This is a genomic window from Burkholderia sp. AU6039, assembly GCF_002223365.1.
Lineage (GTDB): Bacteria > Pseudomonadota > Gammaproteobacteria > Burkholderiales > Burkholderiaceae > Burkholderia.
The window spans coordinates 1,407,894-1,426,411 of record NZ_NKFK01000003.1 but is presented as its reverse complement, the minus strand read 5'-3'; the positions used below and the strand labels follow the sequence as shown (position 1 = coordinate 1,426,411).

Here is an 18,518-nt window from a genome sequence, read left to right as displayed (position 1 = left end):
CCGCGTGCGCCATTGCGCGCGGCGACCGGTGCCGTTCTCATGCCGTTGCAAGCCGCGAGTGGATTTCCCGCGAAAGAAGGTCGATCGTGTAGTACTCGAACATGTCTTCGGCACGGAGGGACACCCCGAAGGCGGCGCTGAGCCGCAGCGACAGCGCCTGTACGCCCAGCGAATCGAGCCCGATATCCGCGAACGGTTCGTCCCGGTCGATCAACGCATCACTGCCCAGGCCGATCAACTGGGCCAGCGCGCGGCCGATTTCGGACTCGACGTCGTTGGCCGGCACGTCATCCGCTCGGGTGCGCTCGCTGGCCTGGCGGCAGAGGTCGACGAGCGCGCGCCGGTCTGCCTTGCCGCTCGTCGCCTGGCGCGGGATCTCCGCGACCGCGACCCAGTCCTTCGGCAGCCAGGCGGCCGGCAGCGCGTGGGCCGCGGTTTCGCTCAGTGTTCGCATCCACGCGGTGTCGTGGCCGTCGGCCAGAACGACAATGGCGGTCAGCCGGTCGCCGACGACGAGCGCGGTGGCATCGCGAACCATCGGCGAGCGCAGCACCGCGGATTCGATCTCCGCCAGTTCGACGCGCTGGCCGTTGATCTTCACCTGGTCGTCCACGCGCCCCACGCAGTGAACAAGGCCGTCTGCATCGACCCGGCAGATGTCGCCCGTCAGGTAGATGCGCGAGTACACCGGCAGGTCACCGGTCTCGAACAGCGGATTCGCGATGAAGCGCCGCGCCGTTTCCGCGGCGTCGTTCACGTAGCCGTTGGCCAGCGCCGCGCCGCTGATGCAGAGCTCGCCCTCCTCCCCCGGCGTCGTGGGCACGATCGCGTCGGTCACGCCGTCCGCCGCGGTTCGACGCAGGTAGAAACGCGTGTGCGAAACCGGCGCGCCGATCGGCAGCGAATCCCGCGGCGCGTCGTCAAACGGCCATGCGCTCGCCATGATCGTCGCCTCCGTCGGCCCGTACACGTTGTGGACGACCGTGTTGGGCAACAGGTGCCGGGCGCGTTCCGCGAGCGACGGACGGAAGACCTCGCCGCCGACGCAGATCGCCTTCAGGCTCGTGCATTGATCGAAGCCCGGCGTTTGCGTGATGAGGTTGAACATCGTCGGCACGGTGGTGATGTGCGTGGCCGCATGCCGCCGGATCGCGGCCACGATCTCGACGCTGTCGATCCGGTGCGTGCCGCCGAGAAAGCACACCGTCGCGCCGATTGTCAGCGGCGCGAGCAGCTCGTGCATGGAGGGGTCGAAACACGGGTTGATGCTTTGCAGCCAGCGATCGTCCTCGCGGAAACCGAGGTAGTCGATGATCCAGCTGAAGTGATTCCACGCCGCGGCATGCGAGACGGCAACGCCCTTCGGCAGCCCGGTGGAACCGGACGTGAAGATGATGTAGAGCGGATCGTGCAGCTCGGCACCCAGCCCGAGATTGTCGGACGACAACTGGCTCGCCCGATTCAACGCCGCATAGACGTCGCTTTGCGGCACGTCGCCGAGCTGCGTCATCGCGCGACCTTCCAGGGCCGTCAGCACGAACGCGATGCGCGCGCGCTGGACCATGTGGCGCATCCGGTCCTCGGGGCACGCGGCGTCGACCGGCACGTAGACGGCCCCGCACTTCAGGATGGCCAGCAACGCGACGAGCCTGACAGGATCGTGATCCGTGCACACGCCGACGGCCTCGCCGGCGCGGATGCCGACTTCATCGCGCAGGAAACGCGCCAGCCGGTTCGCGCGCGCGTTCATCTCACCGTAGGTCACGCTTTCGCGCTCCGAGAGGGCCGCGATTCGATCGGGGGCCGCTGCGGCGCGCTGCTCGAAGGCCAGATGCGGGATGTGGGGTGAATAGATGGGTTCAGTCATCGCAGGATTCAGGACGAAGGGATTGAACGATCGAAGCGACACAGGCGACGTGCGGCTCCGAGAGCATTGAAAAGTGATTACCGGGTACTTCGATGCCCTGCACGCGATGCTGCAGCGCGTGCGCATGCCAGTCGGGCAGCAGCGGCTCGCGCGCGTGCAGGCATGCCACGCGCGCGGCCGGGGCCGCGGCGGTGCGGTGGGACTTCAGCAATGCCAGGCACGTGCGGCGCATGTCGAGCACCTCGCGCAGGCGGGCGGCGGGCATGCGCCGACGCAGGCAGGCGTCGATTTCGCTGTCGCTGGGCGATTCGGCGAGGACGCGATCGGCTTCCGCCGGCGGAAACATCGCCTTGAGCAGCGTGACGCGCTCCGTGCGGTCGTCGCTCACACGCTCGCGGGCCGCCAGGGCCAGCGACGGATCGAGACTGACCACGACGCCGAGGCGCTTGCCGCGCTGCTCCAGCAGGGCGGCCATTTCGCGCGCCACCACCGCACCGAACGAGTGACCGCCGATCCAGTGGAACGGCCGGTCGTCGATCTCGCACAGTGCATCGACATAGCGGTGCGCGAGGTCCTTCAGGTCGGTGGCCTGCGCGAGTTGCGCCGGCACCCCGCGAAACGCCCTGACGATGAACGGCAGCCGCGCGGCCAGCGGCGCGAACGGCACGACGCTGCCGTCGGCGCCGTGAATCAGGGTCAGCACGGCATCGCTTGCGTCGCGCGCCGGGCGTCCGGCGAGCACGCGGGTGACGTCGACGATCGGATCGACGGCCAGCTGATCGGCGAGCTCGGCTGCGGTGTGACGCCACCTGTCGCCGATGGCGGCCGCGAGCGCCGGCGCGTCGGCAACGCTCACCTGCCATGCGTTCGCGTGCGTCGGGTCGTGCGGCCGCAGCACGATGGGGCCGTGCGCGCCGCCGCGGACCTCGAGCTCCCATTGATCGATGGCGGCGCCGGCGTCCGCGCCCCCCGCCGCGTCGAGACGATCGGCGACCCGTCGAACCAGCATGCGGAAAGCCCCGGCGATCTCGGGCGATCCGATCGTGATCGCCGGGGGCGCAGCGCCGACGGCCGAGCGTCTGCGGATCGTGATGGTCGCGGCGTTGCCGCCATCGATGCCTCGCACCCCGGCGCGGCACAACGCCGCGAGAAAACCGTAATGGAGCGGCGCTCCGAGAACCTGGGCCATGCTGGCCCGCAGGCGCGGGGCGATATCGTCCGTCCGCATCATTCTGTATTTACCCGATTTGCAAACCGCACGTTTCTTTGAACATGCTAAAAATATATTAAATATCAAATCACTGTTGCGGAATGTGATTAGACAATCAAAATCCGTTGTCGTGAACCTGCAATATCTGACAGATATCCCTGACACAAACATCAGGTGTCGTCGGCGTGAATAAAGCTGTCTGTTCTGACAGCGATCATTTCGAGAAAATAGTCGATACAATCCTCCCCCGCTCCACCCTGATACGTCTTGAAAATCAATTAAATCAACATCGGACCATCGAGAGGTTTTAAATGGAAGTGAAAGCACCTGAGAGCGAATCGGCCCGGTCGATTCGGCAAGAAATCGCGTCGTTCCTTCGCAGCAAAAGCAATCTCCCCGTCACCGCGGAACACGCGACGGAGAAGCTTCTCGCCAAATCACTGGACCTCGACGAAATCTCGCGGCGGCGCGAGGCGTTCTCGACGCATGCGGAGATCGACAGCACCGCGGTGCTTGCGAACTACGAACTTCTGCATGGCGTGAAATACCTGGATCGACTCATAAACTGCGAAAAGCAGCAAATCGATGCAAAATGTATTGTCGCCATCTTCAGAGGGACGGAAATCTGCCTGAATAACATTTCCGTCCTCGCCGACCGGATCATCGACGACATCAGCCATTCCCGCTTCGGCGACGTGTCGGTCAAGATTTCGTGGATGAATCATTTCAACGATTCCCTGTACCGCTTTTCGCAGTTGCTGGTGCAAACGGATCTCGGGCGCAATGGCGGGGACTTTCTGTCGATCGAGGATTCGTCCACTTATCAGGCTGCCGCGAAAAAAACCGAAGCGATGTACGAAGCGCTGAAATCGGCGCCGGAAGCGGTCGGCGACGTTTCGGAGAAGGACCTCGACGATCCGCAGCGCTTCACGTTCTTTCACACCTTCGTCAATACCAATTACGAAACGATCTGGCTGGCCGTGCTGCGCCACGTTCGCGTGCCGGGCGTGTTTCGTCTCGAGGGCGAGAGCGCCGAGCAGTTCTATCAGCGGGTCGTGCAGAACGACGAGGTGCGCGATGCGGTCACCTGCGTCGACCTCAAGGATCCGACGTACCTGATGCAGTTCCGTGCGTACCACCAGATCAGCGAAGTCCTCGTGGGCCTCGTCAACGACGTGATCGCGGATTCGATCCTGGCGCTCGTGAACGAAGCGAACGAGTCGTTCGAGCATGAGGCGACGTCGCTGGCGCTGTGCAACAAGTTGCTGCAGATCGTCACCGACAACATCAAGCCGATCGTGCGGACGCTGAGTCCGAAGGCTTACTTCGCGATCCGGCCGGCGCTTGGCATCACGAGCGGGTCTCACTCGCACAATCTGCGCAAGGGGCTGTTCCTGACGATCTACCCGCTGCTGGTCCGTTCGCTCCGCCTGCGGCTGATGGCATTCAACGACACTGCCGCGCGCGACGACGACGCCGTGCTCAAGCAGGCGCAACAGGTGCTGCGCCTGAACACGCAACCGGCGCTCGCCGCGATGATTCGTCAGACGGTCTACGTGTACCAGTACGTGCGGACATGGCGTGACGAGCACATCCAGTTCGTCAAGACGCAGATCGGCGTGAGTCCGGAAGACAACACGCCGACGGCCTCGATTTCGGGCGCCGAAAACGCGGCCCAGACCGCGCACAACTTCCGCAACTCGCACATGAACGATCCGATCGGCCCGCTTTACGAGGCGACGCTCGGCAAACGACCGCCCGCCCCGTTCTCGATCGTCCATCCGGGACGTTTTGACGAGCACATGGCGTTCTTCACGGCGAATGCGGTCAAGGCGATGTATGCCGACGTGCAGCAACGCGCGCAGCGCAAGCGCGACCGCGGGGTCCGCACGGGAGGCGCGTCGTGACGACTTTGCCGCTGGTGATGGTGACGGGCGCGAGTTCCGGCATTGGCGCGGCGGTCGCGCGTGCGTTTGCCACGCTCGGGCATCCGCTGCTGCTGGTGTCGCGGCGGTTGGCCGAGCTGCAGGCGCTCGATTTGCCCAACGCCGCATGCGTCGCGGCGGACGTGACCGACGAGCGTGCGGTGCGGGCCGCGGTGCAGGCCGCGCAGGCGCAGTTCGGCGGTGTCGACTGCCTCGTGAACAGCGCGGGAACGATGCTGCTCGGCGAGCCGCTCGAACAATCGGCCGACGAACTGCGAACCATGCTGGACGTGAACGTCGTCGGGACGATGAACGCGATTCAGAGCGTGCTGCCCGGCATGATCGAGCGGCGGCGCGGCAGCATTTTCAACGTCAGCTCGATCACCGGCCGCCAGGCCTTTCCATTTCATTCGGCGTATTGCGCATCGAAATTCGCGGTGCACGGCATGTCGGCCGCGCTGGGCGCCGATCTCGGCCAGCACAATATCCGCGTGTCGACCATCGCGCCGGGCGTGGTTGACACGCCCCTGCTCGACGCCACCACGTCGGAGTCCGCCAAGACGATGTTTCGCGAGTGGATGAGTACGCTGGCTTCGGTGCTGCATCCCGATGACGTCGCACGCGCGGTGTGCTTCGCCTATGCGCAGCCGCAGCACGTCTGCATGAGGGAGATCTTCCTGACGTCCACCGCGCAAACGTCCTGAAGCCAACCCGCTCGCGATTCGTCGTGAGGCGTCGGGCAGGCGGATCGGGTGTGGGCTGCCGCAATCGTGAGGGAACTGCCGGCGGAGGTTGCCGGCTGGTTCTGCCGGTCGAAACCCTCGAAACGCGACTCGATGAACTGCGCCCCAAAGGCCGGATAGCGATCCGGCTTTTGGGGCGCTTTTCGTGGAGCGCTGTCCGCCGGTCGCGGACAGGTGCCCTGCCCCCCACCTTCCTGCCGCCTCGCAAAGACTGTCCGTCCGTATCCGGCGGGCGATGCTGACCGCGGCATGCTCGGCTACCAAGACTGACGCGTTTGCCGACTGGTCAGTTTTGAAATGAAATCAGGCTATTGTGATAAGAAAAGTTATCCCGACATCGGCATTGAGTTAGCCAACTGCGTGTTCCGCAGCAGACGAATCGGCTCGTCAAATCGTCCGAATAATCGGTCGCCTTCGGTGAGGTCGCGCCACGCTTGAGTATTCGCGCAGCGCATCGAGGCATCGAGGCGCTTGAGGCGCGTTAGGTGCTTGAGCGCGACGTCGAGCGCCGATTGGGCGGGCCGCCCTGACCGCAGTCCCTCACCCCGCCCCGCATTTGTTCCCCCGACGCAAGACTGTTGCTCCACGGTGGGTATTCAAGATCGCAACCGGCGCGCCTACAGTTCGCCCATCGGATTCACGGATCCGGTCGGCACCGAAGCCGAGAACCCTTCACCTATCGAGGCAAATCATGAGCGCATCCAAAGTCATCATCGTCACCGGCGCATCGCAAGGCATCGGCGCGGCAACGGTCGACGCATTCCGGGCCCGCGGCCATCGCGTCGTCGCAACGTCACGTTCGATCGGGCCGTCGAACGATCCCGACCTCGTCACCGTCGCGGGCGACATCGGCGACGCGGCCGTCGCACGGCGCGTGGTCGACGCCGCGATCGAACGCTTCGGCCGCGTCGACACGCTCGTCAACAACGCGGGCATCTTCATCGCGAAGCCGTTCACGCAGTACACCGCGGACGACTACGCGCAGATCACGAACGTCAACCTGAGCGGCTTCTTCCACGTCACGCAGCATGCGATCGCCGCGATGCAGAAACACGGTGGCGGCCACGTGGTCAGCATCACGACGAGCCTGGTCGATCACGCGAACAGCAACGTGCCGTCGGTGCTTGCGTCGCTGACGAAAGGCGGATTGAATGCGGCGACGAAGTCGCTCGCGATCGAGTATGCGAAGGCCGGCATTCGCGTGAATGCGGTGTCGCCCGGGATCATCAAGTCGCCGATGCATACGCCCGACACGCACGCGACGCTTGCATCGCTGCATCCGGTCGGCCGCATGGGCGAAATGAGCGACATCGTCGACGCGATCCTGTACCTGGATTCGGCGCCGTTCGTCACGGGCGAGATCCTGCATGTCGACGGCGGCCAGAGCGCCGGGCATTGAAACGCGGCGTCGACACCGCGAGCCGGCGCGCCTAGCGCGATGCGCCGGCTCGTTTGGCGCGTGTCCCGGCCGGCTGCCCGGCCGGCGCGCGCGCCAGATGCTCGACGAGAAAGTCGACGAACACACGTACGCGCGACGACAAAAAGCGCGCATGCGGATACAGCAGCATGAACGGCCGCGACCGGCCGCCGAGGCCGGGCAGCACTTCCACGAGCGTGCCGGCCCGCAGATCCTGCTCGACGATGAAGCGATAGGTCTGGAACAGGCCCGCACCGCTGCGCGCGAGCGTCACACCGGCAAGGTAGTCGCCCGACGTACCGTAGCTGCCGGTCGTCGCGACGTCGATTTCGTCCGAGCCATCGTTGAACAGCCACGGAATCGTCCGCCCGCTGCTCGGCAGCTCGAACTGGATGCATTCGTGCGCATGCAGGTCGTCGACGGCGGTCGGCATGCCTGCGCGCTTCAGGTAGCCGGGCGTCGCGACGATCACGAGTTCGGCATCCTCCAGCTTGCGTGCGATCAGGTTCGAATCGGCCGGCGCGCTGCCGCGGATCGCGAGGTCGTAGCCTTCCTCGGCGAAGTCGATGTTGCGGTTGCTCAGGTGGGTGTCGACGCGCACGTCCGGGTATCGCTCGCGAAACGCTGGCAGCAGCGGCAGCACGCGATAGTGCCCGTACGGTGTCGGCATGCTGATCCGCAGCACGCCGGCGGGCGTTGCCTGCTGGCCGGTCGCCTCGCGCTCCGCGTCGACCAGTTGCGACAGCGCGTCGCGACATTGCTCGAAATAGCGGCGGCCGGAATCGGTCAGGCGGATCTGGCGTGTCGTGCGAACGAACAGCCGCACGCCGAGACGCGCCTCGAGCCGCGCGACCGAGCGGCTGACCGCGGCCGGCGTGACGCTCGCCGCGTTCGCCGCCAGCGTGAAGCTGCCGAGTTCGGCGGCGAGGCAGAACAGCTCGATGCTGCCCAGCAGCAGATCGTCGAATTGTCGTTGCATGAGGCGATTCCTGCCGTCTGCGGCGCGTGGCGCGCGATGACGCCGAGTGTGCATGAATCTCGTGGCGGAAACCAGCGGACGCGCACGGCGCGATTCGTTACACCGCGTCGTGAATCAATTGCGAGGCTGACATTTACCGGCTTCGGACGCATGGCTACAGTGACTCACAGGCCGTACCGATCGCCCGAACCCTTTTCCCGCAAGGAGCACGACATGACCGTCGAACAGAAACTGGCCGACCTCGGCCTCGCGTTACCCGAGCCGCCGAACCCGCTCGGCAGCTATACGGCCGCCAGCGAAGCCGGCAACCTGCTGTTCGTTTCAGGACAACTGCCGCTGGTCGACGGCAAGATTGCCTATACCGGCCGTGTCGGCGAGCAGTTGAGCATCGACGAAGGCAAGCATGCCGCCCGGCTCGCGGCGCTGAACGTGCTCGCGCAGATTCGCCGGCACCTGCGCGGGTTCGAGCGCTTGCGCAAGATTGTGCGCGTCGACGGGCACGTGAGTTCGGCCGACGGCTTTGTCGGGCAGCCGGCCGTGATCGACGGCGCGTCGGACCTGTTCGCCGCCGTGCTGGGCGAGAAGTCGGGCCACGCGCGCTCGGCGTTCTCCCAGCGCCAGTTGCCGGCCGATGCGGCCGTGATCCTCGTCGTGATCGCCGAGATCGACCCGGCCTGACCGATCGCCCCCCTGCGCGGCGGCCAGCCGTTCCCGGGGCGTTTTCACCTGCCCTGCCCGGATGCGTCGCGCGTCGATTATCGGGGATCGATCGCCGGAATGCCTTTTCCCGCAAGGCGGTACACGTTCCAGATACATTGAAATACAAAATATCGTATGCGATTTAATCGAATACGCTTGACTAGGGTGGTCGTCTCGACGAAACTCCATCGTATGCGATCGAATCGCATCTGAAACAAACCACCCAACTGACGGAGCAAATGATGAGCAAGATCGAAAAAGTGCTGTACACGGGCAAGACGCATACGACTTCGGGCGGCCGCGACGGCGCGGCGCGCAGTTCCGATGGCCGCCTCGACATCCAGTTGTCGTCGCCGGGCAGCGCCGGCACCGGCACCAATCCGGAGCAGCTGTTCGCGGCCGGCTGGTCGGCCTGCTTCATCGGCGCGATGCAGCTTGCGGCGCGTGCCGCGAAGGTGACGCTGCCGGCCGATCTCGCGGTCGACGCCGAAGTGGATCTCGGCACCGCCGGCAATGCGTACTTCCTGCAGGCCCGGCTGAACGTGAGCGTGCCGGGGCTCGATCGCGACGTCGCGCAGCGCATCGTCGATGCGGCGCACCAGACCTGCCCGTATTCGAAGGCGACGCGCGGCAACATCGACGTTGACATCCGTATCGCTTGAACGATGCATCAGGCGGCCTGGCGCCGCCTTGCCGAATGCCCGATTTTCTTTCTTTCCTTTTGAGGTGAATGATGAATACCCGACTGATCGCCGCCCTTCTCGTCGCTGTTTCGGCCACGGTTGCCGCACCGGCGTTCTCCAGCGAATCCACCGTGACGCGTGCGCAGGTGCGCGCCGAGCTCGCGCAGTTGCAACAGGCCGGCTACCCGCTGAATCGCGCGACCGACGCCACCTATCCGAATGATCTCCAGGCTGCCATCACGCAGATCCATGCCACCGATGCGGTCGCCAGCAACGAGCAGGCGTCCGGCTACGGCAGCAACGGCGAGGCGGTAACGCAATCGGGCCGCCGGCATGCGGTCAGCGTGGCCGATCGCTCGGTGTATTTCGGTCATTGAGCGCGACGCATCGTCGATACGCGAACCCTGCCTTCCTTCTATTTCTCTTCTGTCGAGGTAAATGATGAAAACCCAACTGATCGCCGCCCTTCTCGTGGCCGTTTCCGCCTCCGCTGCCGCACCGGCGTTCGCCGATGCAGCCGCCGTGTCCCGCGCGCAAGTGCGTGCCGAGCTCGTCCAGCTCGAACAGGCCGGCTATCGGCCGGGCCGCGCGAACGATCCGCACTATCCGGACGATCTGCAGGCCGCACTGACGCGCATTCATGCGAACGACACCGCGGTGGCCGACGCAGCGACGTCCGGTTACGGCAGCGATGCTGCTACCGCGACGCAGTCGGGCAGCCGGCCCGCGACGCGAATCGCCGAGCGCTCGATTTACTTCGGTCATTGAACGACACCGCGAACGACGCCGGTGGCCGGCGCGCGATGCGTAACCCCTGAACTCCATTTTCTTGTCGAGGTAAATGACGAAGACCCAACTGATCGCTGCCCTTCTCGTTGCCGTGTCGGCTGCCGTTGCCGCACCGGCGTTTGCGGGTGACAGCACCGTGACGCGCTCGCAAGTGCGTGCGGAACTGGTCGCGCTGCAGAAAGCCGGCTACCTGCCGAACCGGCCCAACGACCCGAACTACCCGGACAATCTCCAGGCCGCGCTGCGCCGGGTTCACGACAACACCGCAGTCGCGGCCGAGTCGCAGGCGTCCGGTTACGGCAGCGACACCGGCAGTGCGACGCAGTCGGGCAGCCGCAGCGCGGTTCGAACGGCCGAGCGGTCGATCTACTTCGGCCATTGAGCATGGCGCGTCGGAATCGTCGTGCAAGGCTGGACAACGTATGGGAAACGGGGGCGTGCGAGCACGGTGCGTTCCTCGTCAGCCCGCGATGGAACGTGGCGTTGCAAAGTGACATGCGCGACGCGCTTGCGTCTACCCGGGATTCGATAGTGCGCGACGCCAACGCCGATATCGGTTTTCGCGACCAGTGATCCGGGAAGAAAGAAGCGGCAGCTGCCGCAGCCGGCCAAACAACACCCCATACCCGAACGCGTTCACGATGCTGGACGTCCATCCGCCGATGGCTCGACGCCTCTCGAGTCGAGTGATGGCGTGCTATCGAAGCCGCGCAAAATAGTTGCAACCGCAACCGCAACCGCAACCGCAACCGCAACCGCAACCGCAACCGCAACCGCAACCGCAACGCTCAACGGCCGCGCACCGGGCCACTGATGGCCGGCCGCATCGATCCGGCGTTCGAAGCGATACACGATGGCGGGCGGGAAGTTCATTCACGCGACGCCGATCCTGACGGCACGAATACGTATGGCCTCTAGATGGCGGGCCGGAACCGGACAGCGCCTCACATACGTGAACGGGTAGAACGCGCCGTCGGCAGCCAGAAGACGCGCGAACGCGCAATGAACGATCGCGACGGCCTGTTCGACCGGCATCGCGACGAGCGGCAGCCCGCTCACGATCGCATCCGCGCGCGCCCCGCCGAAGAAATCCCCTGTCATGCCGAGCTGCGCCGCATCCATCCGCATGATCCGCAACGCGGGAAACCGATGTCGCAACGCGTCCGCGAAAGCGGGATCGGCTTCCACCAGCACGAGCTGGTCGCTCGCGACGCCGCGCGCGGACGTCATCGATCAGTGCCGTCCATTCGTGCGGGCCGCAGCCGGCCCAGCGGCGGTCGGCACGCTGGCTTCCGGCCACCGGTTGCCGAGCACGTCATGCAACAGGCCGCCCGCGACGCTGCCGAACGCCGTGACGACGCTGGCTTCCGGCCGTGTCCGTGCGCCCGGCCCGCCCGATCCCGGTCTATGCTGTGCGATCGAAACCTTCAAACGAGGAGCAGCCGATGTCCAATGCAACGACCGGAACCGCGCCAGGCAGTGCGCACCCGCTCGACCGTGTGGTGTGGAATGCGCTGACGGGCCGGCAGCGCCGCTTTGCGGTCGGCCACGACGGTGCATGGCGGTTTCCGGCGGCGGTCGCGCCGTTTGCCGCGATCGAGGACACGAGCGCGGCATCCTTCGACGCGTTGGGCACCCTGATCGCCGCACACGGGCCGGCGGCACTGGTCACGCCGGACGCGATCGAGCCGCCGGCGGGATTGTCGGTGATCCGGCGCGCGAACCTGTTGCAGATGGTCTGGCAGCGGACGCTCGACCCGGCGCCTGAATCGGGTTACGTCACGCTCGCCGAATCCGATGTGCCGGACATGCTCGCGCTGACCACGGCCGCGCAGCCCGGCCCGTTCGGCCCGCGCACGTTCGAGCTCGGCCATTACATCGGCATTCGTAGCGAAGGCCGGCTGGCCGCGATGGCCGGCGAGCGGATGCAGGTCGACGGGTATACGGAAATCAGCGCCGTCTGCGTGGATGCCGCGTTCCGGCGGCAAGGGCTGGCGGCGCGGCTGATGCGGGCGTTGATTGCGGAGATCGATGCACGCGCGGATACGCCTTTCCTGCACGTCCTCACGTCGAACCAGGTGGCGATCGAGCGCTATCTCGCACTCGGTTTCGTCGTCCGCCGCGAGATGAACCTGCTGGTGCTGGGCGACGGGCACGCATGACGACGCGGCCGGCACGCGGGTCGTGCCGGCCGCAGTGTGACCGGGCGTTTATTCGTCGGTCGACCGGATCAGGTTGCCGCGCAGCGTGACGATCGCCTTCTGCATCTTCGCGAATTCGTCCGGCTTCAACCCGGTGGCTTCGATGAGGTTCATGTCGAGCCCCTTCTCGCGCACGCGGCGGCCGCTTTTCGTCAGGCTGACGAGCACCTGGCGTTCGTCCGACGGATCGCGGTGCCGCTCCAGGTAGCCCATCGCCTCGAGCTTCTTCAGGATCGGCGTCAGCGTATTGGATTCGAGGAACAGCTTCTCGCCGAGCTGGCCGACCGTCTGGTTGTCCTGCTCCCACAGCGCAATGATCGTGATGTATTGCGTGTACGTGAGGCCGAGCGATTCAAGGATCGGCTTGTACGCCTTGCCGAACGCGAGGTTCGTCGAGTAGATCGCAAAGCACAGGAACTCGGACAGCTTCGGTGCAGTGTCGGATGGGGCTTCGGTCGGTTTCATGAACGTCCTCCAGCGACGCGAACGGCCGCAGATGGACGCATTATATATCGCGTGCGATCTTATCGGAAGCATGATAATCGTTCTCGATGAACCGCTGCGCCGTCAGTCGGCCCTGCGGCGTTTGCCGGTCTGTGTACGGCTGACCGACAGCAGCGTGCATTGCACCGGATGCGCGATTTCGGTCGCGAGCCCGCCCGCGGCAAACAGCAGGATCATCAGCCAGCGTTTCATGCGTCCTCCACGACCGAGAGGCTCGCGCCGTCGGCGACCGTCGCGTCGAGCGCATACGGGTCGACGCCATCGAGGCAGCCGAGATTGACGCGCCAGCAGGCGGGATCCTTGCGCGTCTGATGGAACGGATAGATGCCGCAATGGCTGCAGAAATAGTGACGGGCCGTGCGCGTGTTGAACTGGTAGCACGTCAGCGCGCCCTCGCCTTCGACGATCTTCAGTTCGCTGGCGGCGAACATCGGGCTCATCAATGCGCCGCGCCGGCGGCACAGGCTGCAGTTGCAGCGCGTCGCCGGCGTAATGGCGGTTCGGACTTCGAATTTGACGGCCCCGCAATGGCAGGACCCTTTGAACCAGCTTGCAGACATGGTGCACTCCCAAAGAGGTCATGCCTGCTTTATAGCGGACGCCCGAAGCTGCGTTGTATCGCGATGTATCCGCGGTTCGTGCAGATACAGAACATTGCAAATCGGCGGCGGGCGGCGAAGTATCGGTGCGGCGATCGGGGTGCGTTCACCGATCGCCGCTATTGGCCAGCGGCTAGCCGCTCGCGAATCGTGCGATCAATCCAGCACGTGCTGCATCCGCTCGATCGTCGCCCGCGTTTCGCGTTCGAGCGCGGCGAACAGCTCGGCCGCCGGCAGCGGCCGCACGAGCGGCGCCGCCTGCCCGGCCCACTGCGCGCCGTAGCCGAATTCCCCCTTTGCCTTCGCGGCCGCGTGCAGCGCCTTGCCGGCGTCGTACGCGATCGGGTACGCAGGCGTGGCCGGCGCGTGCGGGTCGTCGCCGAGCGCGGTCAGCCGGTTCGCGAGGCCGCGTGCGATCCGGCCCGAGATCGCGGCGGTGAACGTCGTATGGCGTGCCGCATCGCCCAGCAGCGCGCGGCGATAGCCGTCGTCGATCGACGTCTCCGGGCACGCGACGAACGCGGTGCCGAGCTGGGCGGCCTGCGCGCCGAGCGCGAGCGCGGCGGCGATGCCCTCGCCGTCCATGATGCCGCCGGCGGCGATCACCGGCAGCGCGCACTCGCGCACGATCAGGCGCGTGAGTGCGAACGTGCCGAGGCGATCGTCATGCGCGGTCGAATCGAACACGCCGCGGTGCCCGCCCGCTTCGATCCCCTGCGCGACGATCGCGTCGATGCCGGCGGCGGCGATCTGGCGTGCTTCGTCGAGGTTCGTCGCGGACGCGAACAGCGTGACGCCCGCGCGCTTCAGCGCGGCGATCACGTCCGCGGACGGTAGCCCGAAATGGAAGCTGACGACGGCCGGCTTTTCTTCGACGAGCAGCGCCTGCATGGCTTCGTCCGCGACGAAGCTCGTATAGATCTCCGACAGCGAGGCGGGCGGCGTCGCGCCGTATTCGCGGAACACCGGCGCGAGCCAGTCGAGCCACGCGCGTTCGACGGCCGCGTCGGCGTGCGCCGGCTGGTGGCAGAACACGTTGATGTTGAACGGCCGGTCGGTGAGCGCGCGCGTGTCGCGGATCATCTTGCGGGCGCCGTCGGCGTTCGTCGCGCCCACGCCGAGCGAGCCGAGCCCGCCCGCATTCGACACGGCGGCCGCCAGCGCCGGCGTGCTGACGCCGGCCATCGGCGCCTGGACGATCGGGGCGCGCATGCCGAGCGTGCGCAACAGCGTCCGGTGGTCGGTCGATGGATTCATGTCGCTTGTCTCCTGCAGGATTCGTCATCGAAATGCGTGGGCCGGATGCGGGCCGACGCGCGTGGGTCGGGTTCGGATCGGTGCGCGTTCGTCGTGCGTTGCGCGCGACCGGTCACGTGAGCGTCATGTTGGAAACGATGGGTAGCCGTGCGGTGCGGCGGTGTCTGCACCTTTGGCGACGGTGCACGTTGTCGCCGCTTCCCGGTGCGACACCGGTCACTGCGCCCATCCTACGCCAGCCCGCGCTCCGCCGGCCAGCCGCTATTGGCCGCGTGCCCCATGCGCAAGCCCCGCGCAGGCCGCCAGCAGCACGCCCGTCACGAAGAACATCGAATGCAGCCCCAGCGCGACGCCGATCTGCCCGCCGAACGGCGCGGGCCACGGCCGGATGGCGTTCGATGGTGACCCGCTTTGCTCGGAGGATACTGCGCTTGCCGTTTTGGCCCTACAATGCGCAGGCGAAGCAACCGCATGATCGGCCGTCAGGATGCCGCGTTCATCGAACGCAGCGTCCGACATTCAAGCGGTTCCGCTGAATAACCAACAACATCCAACCGCACACATGAAAAGAAGAACATTTCTCGCGCTGCCCGCCGTGGCAGCGTCCGGCATGCTCGTCGGCTGCGCCGACGCCGACATCGGCCCCATCACCAATCGCATGATGAAGGATCCGGAATACCGTGAAACGCTCTCGGCATTTCTGATCAGCGCGGACGGAAAGAGCCTCGTCGTCATCGGCAAGCAGTATCACTACATTTTCGATGTGCCGCCGGCCCTCGCCGTCAATCTCACGGCACCCTATCGCTCCAAGCTGTATACCGATTTCGACGATTTCGAGACGCACGGCGACAAGATCTCGGGGCGTTACGTGTTGCGGCTCGCGCGCGAGGACGCACCGACCGGCTCCGAGCTTCGCGAGCGCGCGCTTGCCGACGGTTTCAAGGACGGGCGGTTTGAACTGACGGAGCGAGGCACGATCACCGGAAAGCGTTATCAGCCGAACGATGTCACGCCTTCGTCGATCCCTCAGGCGTTCAATCACGCGTACAACGTCACGGTGATCGAGCGACCGTCGGTGCTCGGTAAGGGGGCGAAGATCGCGCTGTCGCCGATCACGATTGCAGCCGATGGTGCGCTCGGCCTGCTGGGTGTCGCGCTGGCGCCGATCGCACTTACCACGCTCCTCGTGCTGGCTCACTAGGGCCACGGCATCGCGGCGTCACTGAACTGCGTGCCTGCGCGACGCAGCGGAAGGCATCACTGAAATGAAACGAGCCGGTACGCCGCGGTAAATTGCGGCGTACCGGCTCGTGTCGTGACGTTGCCGCATCAGACTTCATACCGCACTGCGTGCGCTTCGGTGGGCAGCGGCAAATCCCAGCGCAGCAGCATCGCCTCGAGCGCGCGGTTCGTCAGCGACGTGTCACGCCGCGCGTTGCGGCGCAACAGTTCTGCGCGCGGCTGTTCGAGGTAGACGAGCGTCACGTCGGCGTTGTATGCAAACAGCAGGTCGAGCGTCTTCTTGCGCATCAGCGGCGACAGGTTCGTCGCATTCCACACGAACGGTTGTTGTGCGCGCAACAGTGCCTTCGCGGCGTCGACCGCATGGTGCGCGACCGCGCCCTCGTTCTGCCCATGACGCAGACCCAATGCATCGCGCGCATCGTCGAACGACACGACCGGCAGATCCGGATGATGCCGCGCCACCCACGTGTTCTTGCCCGACGCGGGCAGGCCCGACATCACGACGACCTGCGCGCCCGGCGTGCGAAACAGCGGATAGTCGGGATGCACGTCCGCACCGCGGAAGTAGCTGAGCGCGGTGTGAGCGTCGGCAAATGCACGCGGCTGGCCGTAGCAGCCCTCTTCCCTCGCCAGTTCGCGCAACAGTTCGATGTTGTCGAGCGCGCGCTGCGTGTCGTCGCAGATGCGCCCGCGAATGTCGGCTTCGGCAAGCAGGCACAGCAGCGGCAGGCTGACCTGCCACGACAGCTCGCGCGCGGTGAACTCCGGTGCGCCGCGGCGCGACCCGCTCATCGCGAAGAACGGCACCTGATGCACGGCGATCATCCGGCAGATCGCTTCGCGCACCGCGAACGGCACGCCGGCATCCCACAGTGCGATCCGCGCATCGATCGCGCCCTTGCGCGAGTGGCCGGGATGGCCGATCGCACCGGTAACGGGATCGATGACCGTCGTGCCGTGCTTCGCGATGTCGTGCAGCAGCGCGGCCAGGAACACGATCTCCTGGTCGCCACGCGATGCGGCCTGGTACTCGGGCAGCGCGAGCAGCGCATCGATCACCATCATCGTATGCGTCCACACGTCGCCTTCGCCGTGGTGCGCGGGCTCCTGCGGTGTCGTTTTCGCGTGTTCGAGCGCGGGAAATGCCGCGAGACACGCGTGATAGTCCGGCTGCCGGCCGGGCGCAGGCACGAGTGCCTGAAGGTGTTCGTACTTCATGATCAAGACTCCTCTCGAAACGGCGTACGGCCGTTCCGCATTCATGGGTTCGGGCGCGCGGCGGGATTCGATGCCCACGTGAGCGTCGGGCGTGGCGCATACAGGTCGACACCCGGCGCGAGCAGGTTCGGGATGAACGGCTGCTCCGAGTGATGGCGCGCCGATTCGAGAATGGCCTGCACGAAATCGTGGCGCACCCACTTCAGGCGCGCGGTCGTCGTGTCGTCCGTCTCGACCTTCACGTAGAGCCCTTCGGAGCGCTCCGACTTGTCGCATTGCTGCCATGCACGCGCGAGGTCGAGCCCCTGCCGCCGCACCGTTTCCTCGAACGCGCGACGCCAGTCAGGCGTCTTCGCGAGCGACGGGCCGAGCATGGCCTTCAGGTCCGCGAGTCGCGCCGGCGCGATGCCTTCGTACAGCACGGGCCCCGACAGCACGGGCCCGTCGGCGAGCAGCGCGCGACGCGCGGGTGTCGACAGGAAGCGGCCCGTTGCGCGATCGAACACGTCGAACTCGAAAAAGTGATGCGGCAGCGCGTCGTAGAACACCGCGTGCTTCTTGCTCATCGTCTCGCCGTACATCACGTAGCGATCGCCGAGGCGATCGAGCAGCCAGCCGGCATGGGCAGCGGCCCAGGTCTTCACGAACCCGAACTGCCGCTCGCGGCCGCCGCCGGCCAGATAGTGGCCGCGTGACTGCAGCAGCAGTTCGCCCGCGGGGCTGAAGCTGATGCCCGTGTTCGCGCCGTCGAGCTTTTCCTCGACGACGAGATGCGCGCCCGCGAGGGTGCGATAGGGAACGTGGTCGTGACCTTCGTCGCCGTCCTGCAGGCGCGAGCCTTCGAGGTGCGGCGTGCGCGGGTAGCGAGCGAGGTCGAGCGATTGCGCGTAGGCGCGGAAATCCAGCGTCATGGTCTTTCTCCGGAAACATCAGAAAAAGCCGACGACGTGAACGAACGATGGGGTGTGCGTTGCGGTGTCAGTGCGTGTCCGGGCGCGGCCCTGCGATCACTGTTCCGGCGCCGCGAGGCAGACGGGAACGGGCAGGACGACACGCGGCCGGGACGGCAGTCGTCGGCGTATCAGGCGAAGGGACGAATGTTTGCGGGCACTTGGATCACCGATTCGATGAGGGTTCAGGGATGAAGCAGGCGGATGCTACGAAACGGCATGTGTGCTGTCA

21 protein-coding genes and 1 pseudogene are annotated in these 18,518 nt (G+C 65.9%); 10 read left to right on the top strand and 12 right to left on the bottom strand.

The features are described 5' to 3' along the window. Positions 1-37 precede the first annotated feature (37 nt). The 3 genes from CFB39_RS09275 to CFB39_RS39265 form a co-directional block, all read right to left on the bottom strand. Positions 38-1,867: an amino acid adenylation domain-containing protein gene (locus CFB39_RS09275; RefSeq protein ID WP_256991400.1), complete on the bottom strand. Its 1,830-nt coding sequence runs from the start codon at positions 1,865-1,867 to the stop codon at positions 38-40. Continuing rightward, positions 1,860-3,056 carry a thioesterase domain-containing protein gene (locus CFB39_RS40755; RefSeq protein WP_256991380.1) on the bottom strand — a complete coding sequence of 399 codons (1,197 nt, stop codon included), beginning with the start codon at positions 3,054-3,056 and terminating at the stop codon, positions 1,860-1,862. Before CFB39_RS40755 ends, CFB39_RS09275 begins: the two co-directional genes overlap by 8 nt. A gap of 458 nt (positions 3,057-3,514) precedes the next feature. After that, positions 3,515-3,757, bottom strand: a complete 243-nt coding sequence (locus CFB39_RS39265; protein ID WP_144023049.1) for a hypothetical protein — start codon at positions 3,755-3,757, stop codon at positions 3,515-3,517. 36 nt (positions 3,758-3,793) lie between these two features. On the opposite strand from CFB39_RS39265, the gene CFB39_RS09265 reads away from it, so the two are divergent. From CFB39_RS09265 to CFB39_RS09255, 3 genes are all read left to right on the top strand, one after another. Continuing rightward, positions 3,794-4,984 carry a hypothetical protein gene (locus CFB39_RS09265; protein ID WP_144030241.1) on the top strand — a complete coding sequence of 397 codons (1,191 nt, stop codon included), beginning with the start codon at positions 3,794-3,796 and terminating at the stop codon, positions 4,982-4,984. Next, positions 4,981-5,706, top strand: coding sequence for an SDR family oxidoreductase (locus tag CFB39_RS09260; RefSeq protein WP_206148698.1), 726 nt, complete (start codon positions 4,981-4,983; stop codon positions 5,704-5,706). The genes CFB39_RS09265 and CFB39_RS09260 overlap by 4 nt, the downstream gene beginning before the upstream one ends. A gap of 730 nt (positions 5,707-6,436) precedes the next feature. After that, entirely contained in the window at positions 6,437-7,144 is a 708-nt protein-coding gene (locus CFB39_RS09255) for an SDR family NAD(P)-dependent oxidoreductase (RefSeq protein WP_089472829.1), read from the top strand. 31 nt (positions 7,145-7,175) lie between these two features. On the opposite strand, the gene CFB39_RS09250 is transcribed toward CFB39_RS09255, so the two are convergent. Further along, positions 7,176-8,141 (bottom strand): LysR family transcriptional regulator, encoded by a 966-nt coding sequence (locus tag CFB39_RS09250; RefSeq protein WP_089472828.1) that lies wholly within the window; start codon positions 8,139-8,141, stop codon positions 7,176-7,178. 213 nt (positions 8,142-8,354) lie between these two features. On the opposite strand from CFB39_RS09250, the gene CFB39_RS09245 reads away from it, so the two are divergent. The 5 genes from CFB39_RS09245 to CFB39_RS09225 all read left to right on the top strand — a co-directional run bounded on the left by CFB39_RS09245 (position 8,355) and on the right by CFB39_RS09225 (position 10,694). Further along, complete coding sequence (locus tag CFB39_RS09245; RefSeq protein ID WP_089472827.1) at positions 8,355-8,819, top strand: RidA family protein; 465 nt, start codon at positions 8,355-8,357, stop codon at positions 8,817-8,819. A gap of 263 nt (positions 8,820-9,082) precedes the next feature. Next, entirely contained in the window at positions 9,083-9,502 is a 420-nt protein-coding gene (locus tag CFB39_RS09240; protein WP_011352035.1) for an organic hydroperoxide resistance protein, read from the top strand. Between the two features lie 71 nt (positions 9,503-9,573). Continuing rightward, positions 9,574-9,900: a DUF4148 domain-containing protein gene (locus tag CFB39_RS09235; RefSeq protein WP_089473256.1), complete on the top strand. Its 327-nt coding sequence runs from the start codon at positions 9,574-9,576 to the stop codon at positions 9,898-9,900. A 61-nt stretch (positions 9,901-9,961) separates the two neighbouring features. Then, the gene (locus CFB39_RS09230; RefSeq protein WP_089472826.1) at positions 9,962-10,291 is read left to right on the top strand and encodes a DUF4148 domain-containing protein; all 330 of its coding nucleotides are present in this window, start codon (positions 9,962-9,964) and stop codon (positions 10,289-10,291) included. Between the two features lie 73 nt (positions 10,292-10,364). Further along, entirely contained in the window at positions 10,365-10,694 is a 330-nt protein-coding gene (locus CFB39_RS09225) for a DUF4148 domain-containing protein (protein WP_089472825.1), read from the top strand. 254 nt (positions 10,695-10,948) lie between these two features. On the opposite strand, the pseudogene CFB39_RS40580 reads toward CFB39_RS09225, so the two are convergent. Continuing rightward, a pseudogene (locus tag CFB39_RS40580) lies at positions 10,949-11,533 on the bottom strand (class I SAM-dependent methyltransferase); the annotation flags it as partial. Between the two features lie 224 nt (positions 11,534-11,757). On the opposite strand from CFB39_RS40580, the gene CFB39_RS09210 reads away from it, so the two are divergent. Then, positions 11,758-12,474, top strand: coding sequence for a GNAT family N-acetyltransferase (locus tag CFB39_RS09210; RefSeq protein WP_089472823.1), 717 nt, complete (start codon positions 11,758-11,760; stop codon positions 12,472-12,474). 48 nt (positions 12,475-12,522) lie between these two features. Here the strand turns inward: CFB39_RS09210 and CFB39_RS09205 are convergent, their stop codons facing one another. The 5 genes from CFB39_RS09205 to CFB39_RS09190 all read right to left on the bottom strand — a co-directional run bounded on the left by CFB39_RS09205 (position 12,523) and on the right by CFB39_RS09190 (position 15,392). Next, positions 12,523-12,978 (bottom strand): MarR family winged helix-turn-helix transcriptional regulator, encoded by a 456-nt coding sequence (locus CFB39_RS09205; RefSeq protein ID WP_089472822.1) that lies wholly within the window; start codon positions 12,976-12,978, stop codon positions 12,523-12,525. A 102-nt stretch (positions 12,979-13,080) separates the two neighbouring features. Continuing rightward, positions 13,081-13,209 carry a hypothetical protein gene (locus tag CFB39_RS40750; protein ID WP_256978857.1) on the bottom strand — a complete coding sequence of 43 codons (129 nt, stop codon included), beginning with the start codon at positions 13,207-13,209 and terminating at the stop codon, positions 13,081-13,083. Continuing rightward, positions 13,206-13,577, bottom strand: coding sequence for a GFA family protein (locus CFB39_RS09200; RefSeq protein WP_089472821.1), 372 nt, complete (start codon positions 13,575-13,577; stop codon positions 13,206-13,208). Before CFB39_RS09200 ends, CFB39_RS40750 begins: the two co-directional genes overlap by 4 nt. Before the next feature lie 195 nt (positions 13,578-13,772). Then, the gene (locus tag CFB39_RS09195) at positions 13,773-14,873 is read right to left on the bottom strand and encodes a nitronate monooxygenase family protein (RefSeq protein ID WP_089472820.1); all 1,101 of its coding nucleotides are present in this window, start codon (positions 14,871-14,873) and stop codon (positions 13,773-13,775) included. A gap of 261 nt (positions 14,874-15,134) precedes the next feature. After that, on the bottom strand, positions 15,135-15,392 hold the full coding sequence (locus CFB39_RS09190) for a hypothetical protein (RefSeq protein WP_089472819.1): 258 nt from the start codon (positions 15,390-15,392) through the stop codon (positions 15,135-15,137). A 76-nt stretch (positions 15,393-15,468) separates the two neighbouring features. On the opposite strand from CFB39_RS09190, the gene CFB39_RS09185 reads away from it, so the two are divergent. Continuing rightward, a complete protein-coding gene (locus CFB39_RS09185) occupies positions 15,469-16,074 on the top strand; it encodes a 5-formyltetrahydrofolate cyclo-ligase (RefSeq protein WP_256991379.1) in 606 nt (201 codons plus the stop codon). A gap of 128 nt (positions 16,075-16,202) precedes the next feature. Here the strand turns inward: CFB39_RS09185 and CFB39_RS09180 are convergent, their stop codons facing one another. Both CFB39_RS09180 and CFB39_RS09175 read right to left on the bottom strand, forming a co-directional pair. Continuing rightward, positions 16,203-17,336, bottom strand: coding sequence for an AAA family ATPase (locus tag CFB39_RS09180; protein WP_089472817.1), 1,134 nt, complete (start codon positions 17,334-17,336; stop codon positions 16,203-16,205). Between the two features lie 41 nt (positions 17,337-17,377). Then, positions 17,378-18,247 carry an RNA ligase family protein gene (locus CFB39_RS09175; RefSeq protein WP_089472816.1) on the bottom strand — a complete coding sequence of 290 codons (870 nt, stop codon included), beginning with the start codon at positions 18,245-18,247 and terminating at the stop codon, positions 17,378-17,380. Positions 18,248-18,518 lie beyond the last annotated feature (271 nt).

Bases quoted from the DNA above. Each gene is read 5' to 3' on its own strand.
- CFB39_RS09275 (WP_256991400.1), bottom strand. From the start codon at position 1,867: ATGACTGAACCCATCTATTCACCCCACATCCCGCATCTGGCCTTCGAG.
- CFB39_RS40755 (WP_256991380.1), bottom strand. From the start codon at position 3,056: ATGGCCCAGGTTCTCGGAGCGCCGCTCCATTACGGTTTTCTCGCGGCG.
- CFB39_RS39265 (WP_144023049.1), bottom strand. From the start codon at position 3,757: ATGGCTGATGTCGTCGATGATCCGGTCGGCGAGGACGGAAATGTTATT.
- CFB39_RS09265 (WP_144030241.1), top strand. From the start codon at position 3,794: ATGAATCATTTCAACGATTCCCTGTACCGCTTTTCGCAGTTGCTGGTG.
- CFB39_RS09255 (WP_089472829.1), top strand. From the start codon at position 6,437: ATGAGCGCATCCAAAGTCATCATCGTCACCGGCGCATCGCAAGGCATC.
- CFB39_RS09250 (WP_089472828.1), bottom strand. From the start codon at position 8,141: ATGCAACGACAATTCGACGATCTGCTGCTGGGCAGCATCGAGCTGTTC.
- CFB39_RS09245 (WP_089472827.1), top strand. From the start codon at position 8,355: ATGACCGTCGAACAGAAACTGGCCGACCTCGGCCTCGCGTTACCCGAG.
- CFB39_RS09240 (WP_011352035.1), top strand. From the start codon at position 9,083: ATGAGCAAGATCGAAAAAGTGCTGTACACGGGCAAGACGCATACGACT.
- CFB39_RS09235 (WP_089473256.1), top strand. From the start codon at position 9,574: ATGAATACCCGACTGATCGCCGCCCTTCTCGTCGCTGTTTCGGCCACG.
- CFB39_RS09230 (WP_089472826.1), top strand. From the start codon at position 9,962: ATGATGAAAACCCAACTGATCGCCGCCCTTCTCGTGGCCGTTTCCGCC.
- CFB39_RS09225 (WP_089472825.1), top strand. From the start codon at position 10,365: ATGACGAAGACCCAACTGATCGCTGCCCTTCTCGTTGCCGTGTCGGCT.
- CFB39_RS09210 (WP_089472823.1), top strand. From the start codon at position 11,758: ATGTCCAATGCAACGACCGGAACCGCGCCAGGCAGTGCGCACCCGCTC.
- CFB39_RS09205 (WP_089472822.1), bottom strand. From the start codon at position 12,978: ATGAAACCGACCGAAGCCCCATCCGACACTGCACCGAAGCTGTCCGAG.
- CFB39_RS40750 (WP_256978857.1), bottom strand. From the start codon at position 13,209: ATGAAACGCTGGCTGATGATCCTGCTGTTTGCCGCGGGCGGGCTCGCG.
- CFB39_RS09200 (WP_089472821.1), bottom strand. From the start codon at position 13,577: ATGTCTGCAAGCTGGTTCAAAGGGTCCTGCCATTGCGGGGCCGTCAAA.
- CFB39_RS09195 (WP_089472820.1), bottom strand. From the start codon at position 14,873: ATGAATCCATCGACCGACCACCGGACGCTGTTGCGCACGCTCGGCATG.
- CFB39_RS09190 (WP_089472819.1), bottom strand. From the start codon at position 15,392: ATGTCGGACGCTGCGTTCGATGAACGCGGCATCCTGACGGCCGATCAT.
- CFB39_RS09180 (WP_089472817.1), bottom strand. From the start codon at position 17,336: ATGAAGTACGAACACCTTCAGGCACTCGTGCCTGCGCCCGGCCGGCAG.
- CFB39_RS09175 (WP_089472816.1), bottom strand. From the start codon at position 18,247: ATGACGCTGGATTTCCGCGCCTACGCGCAATCGCTCGACCTCGCTCGC.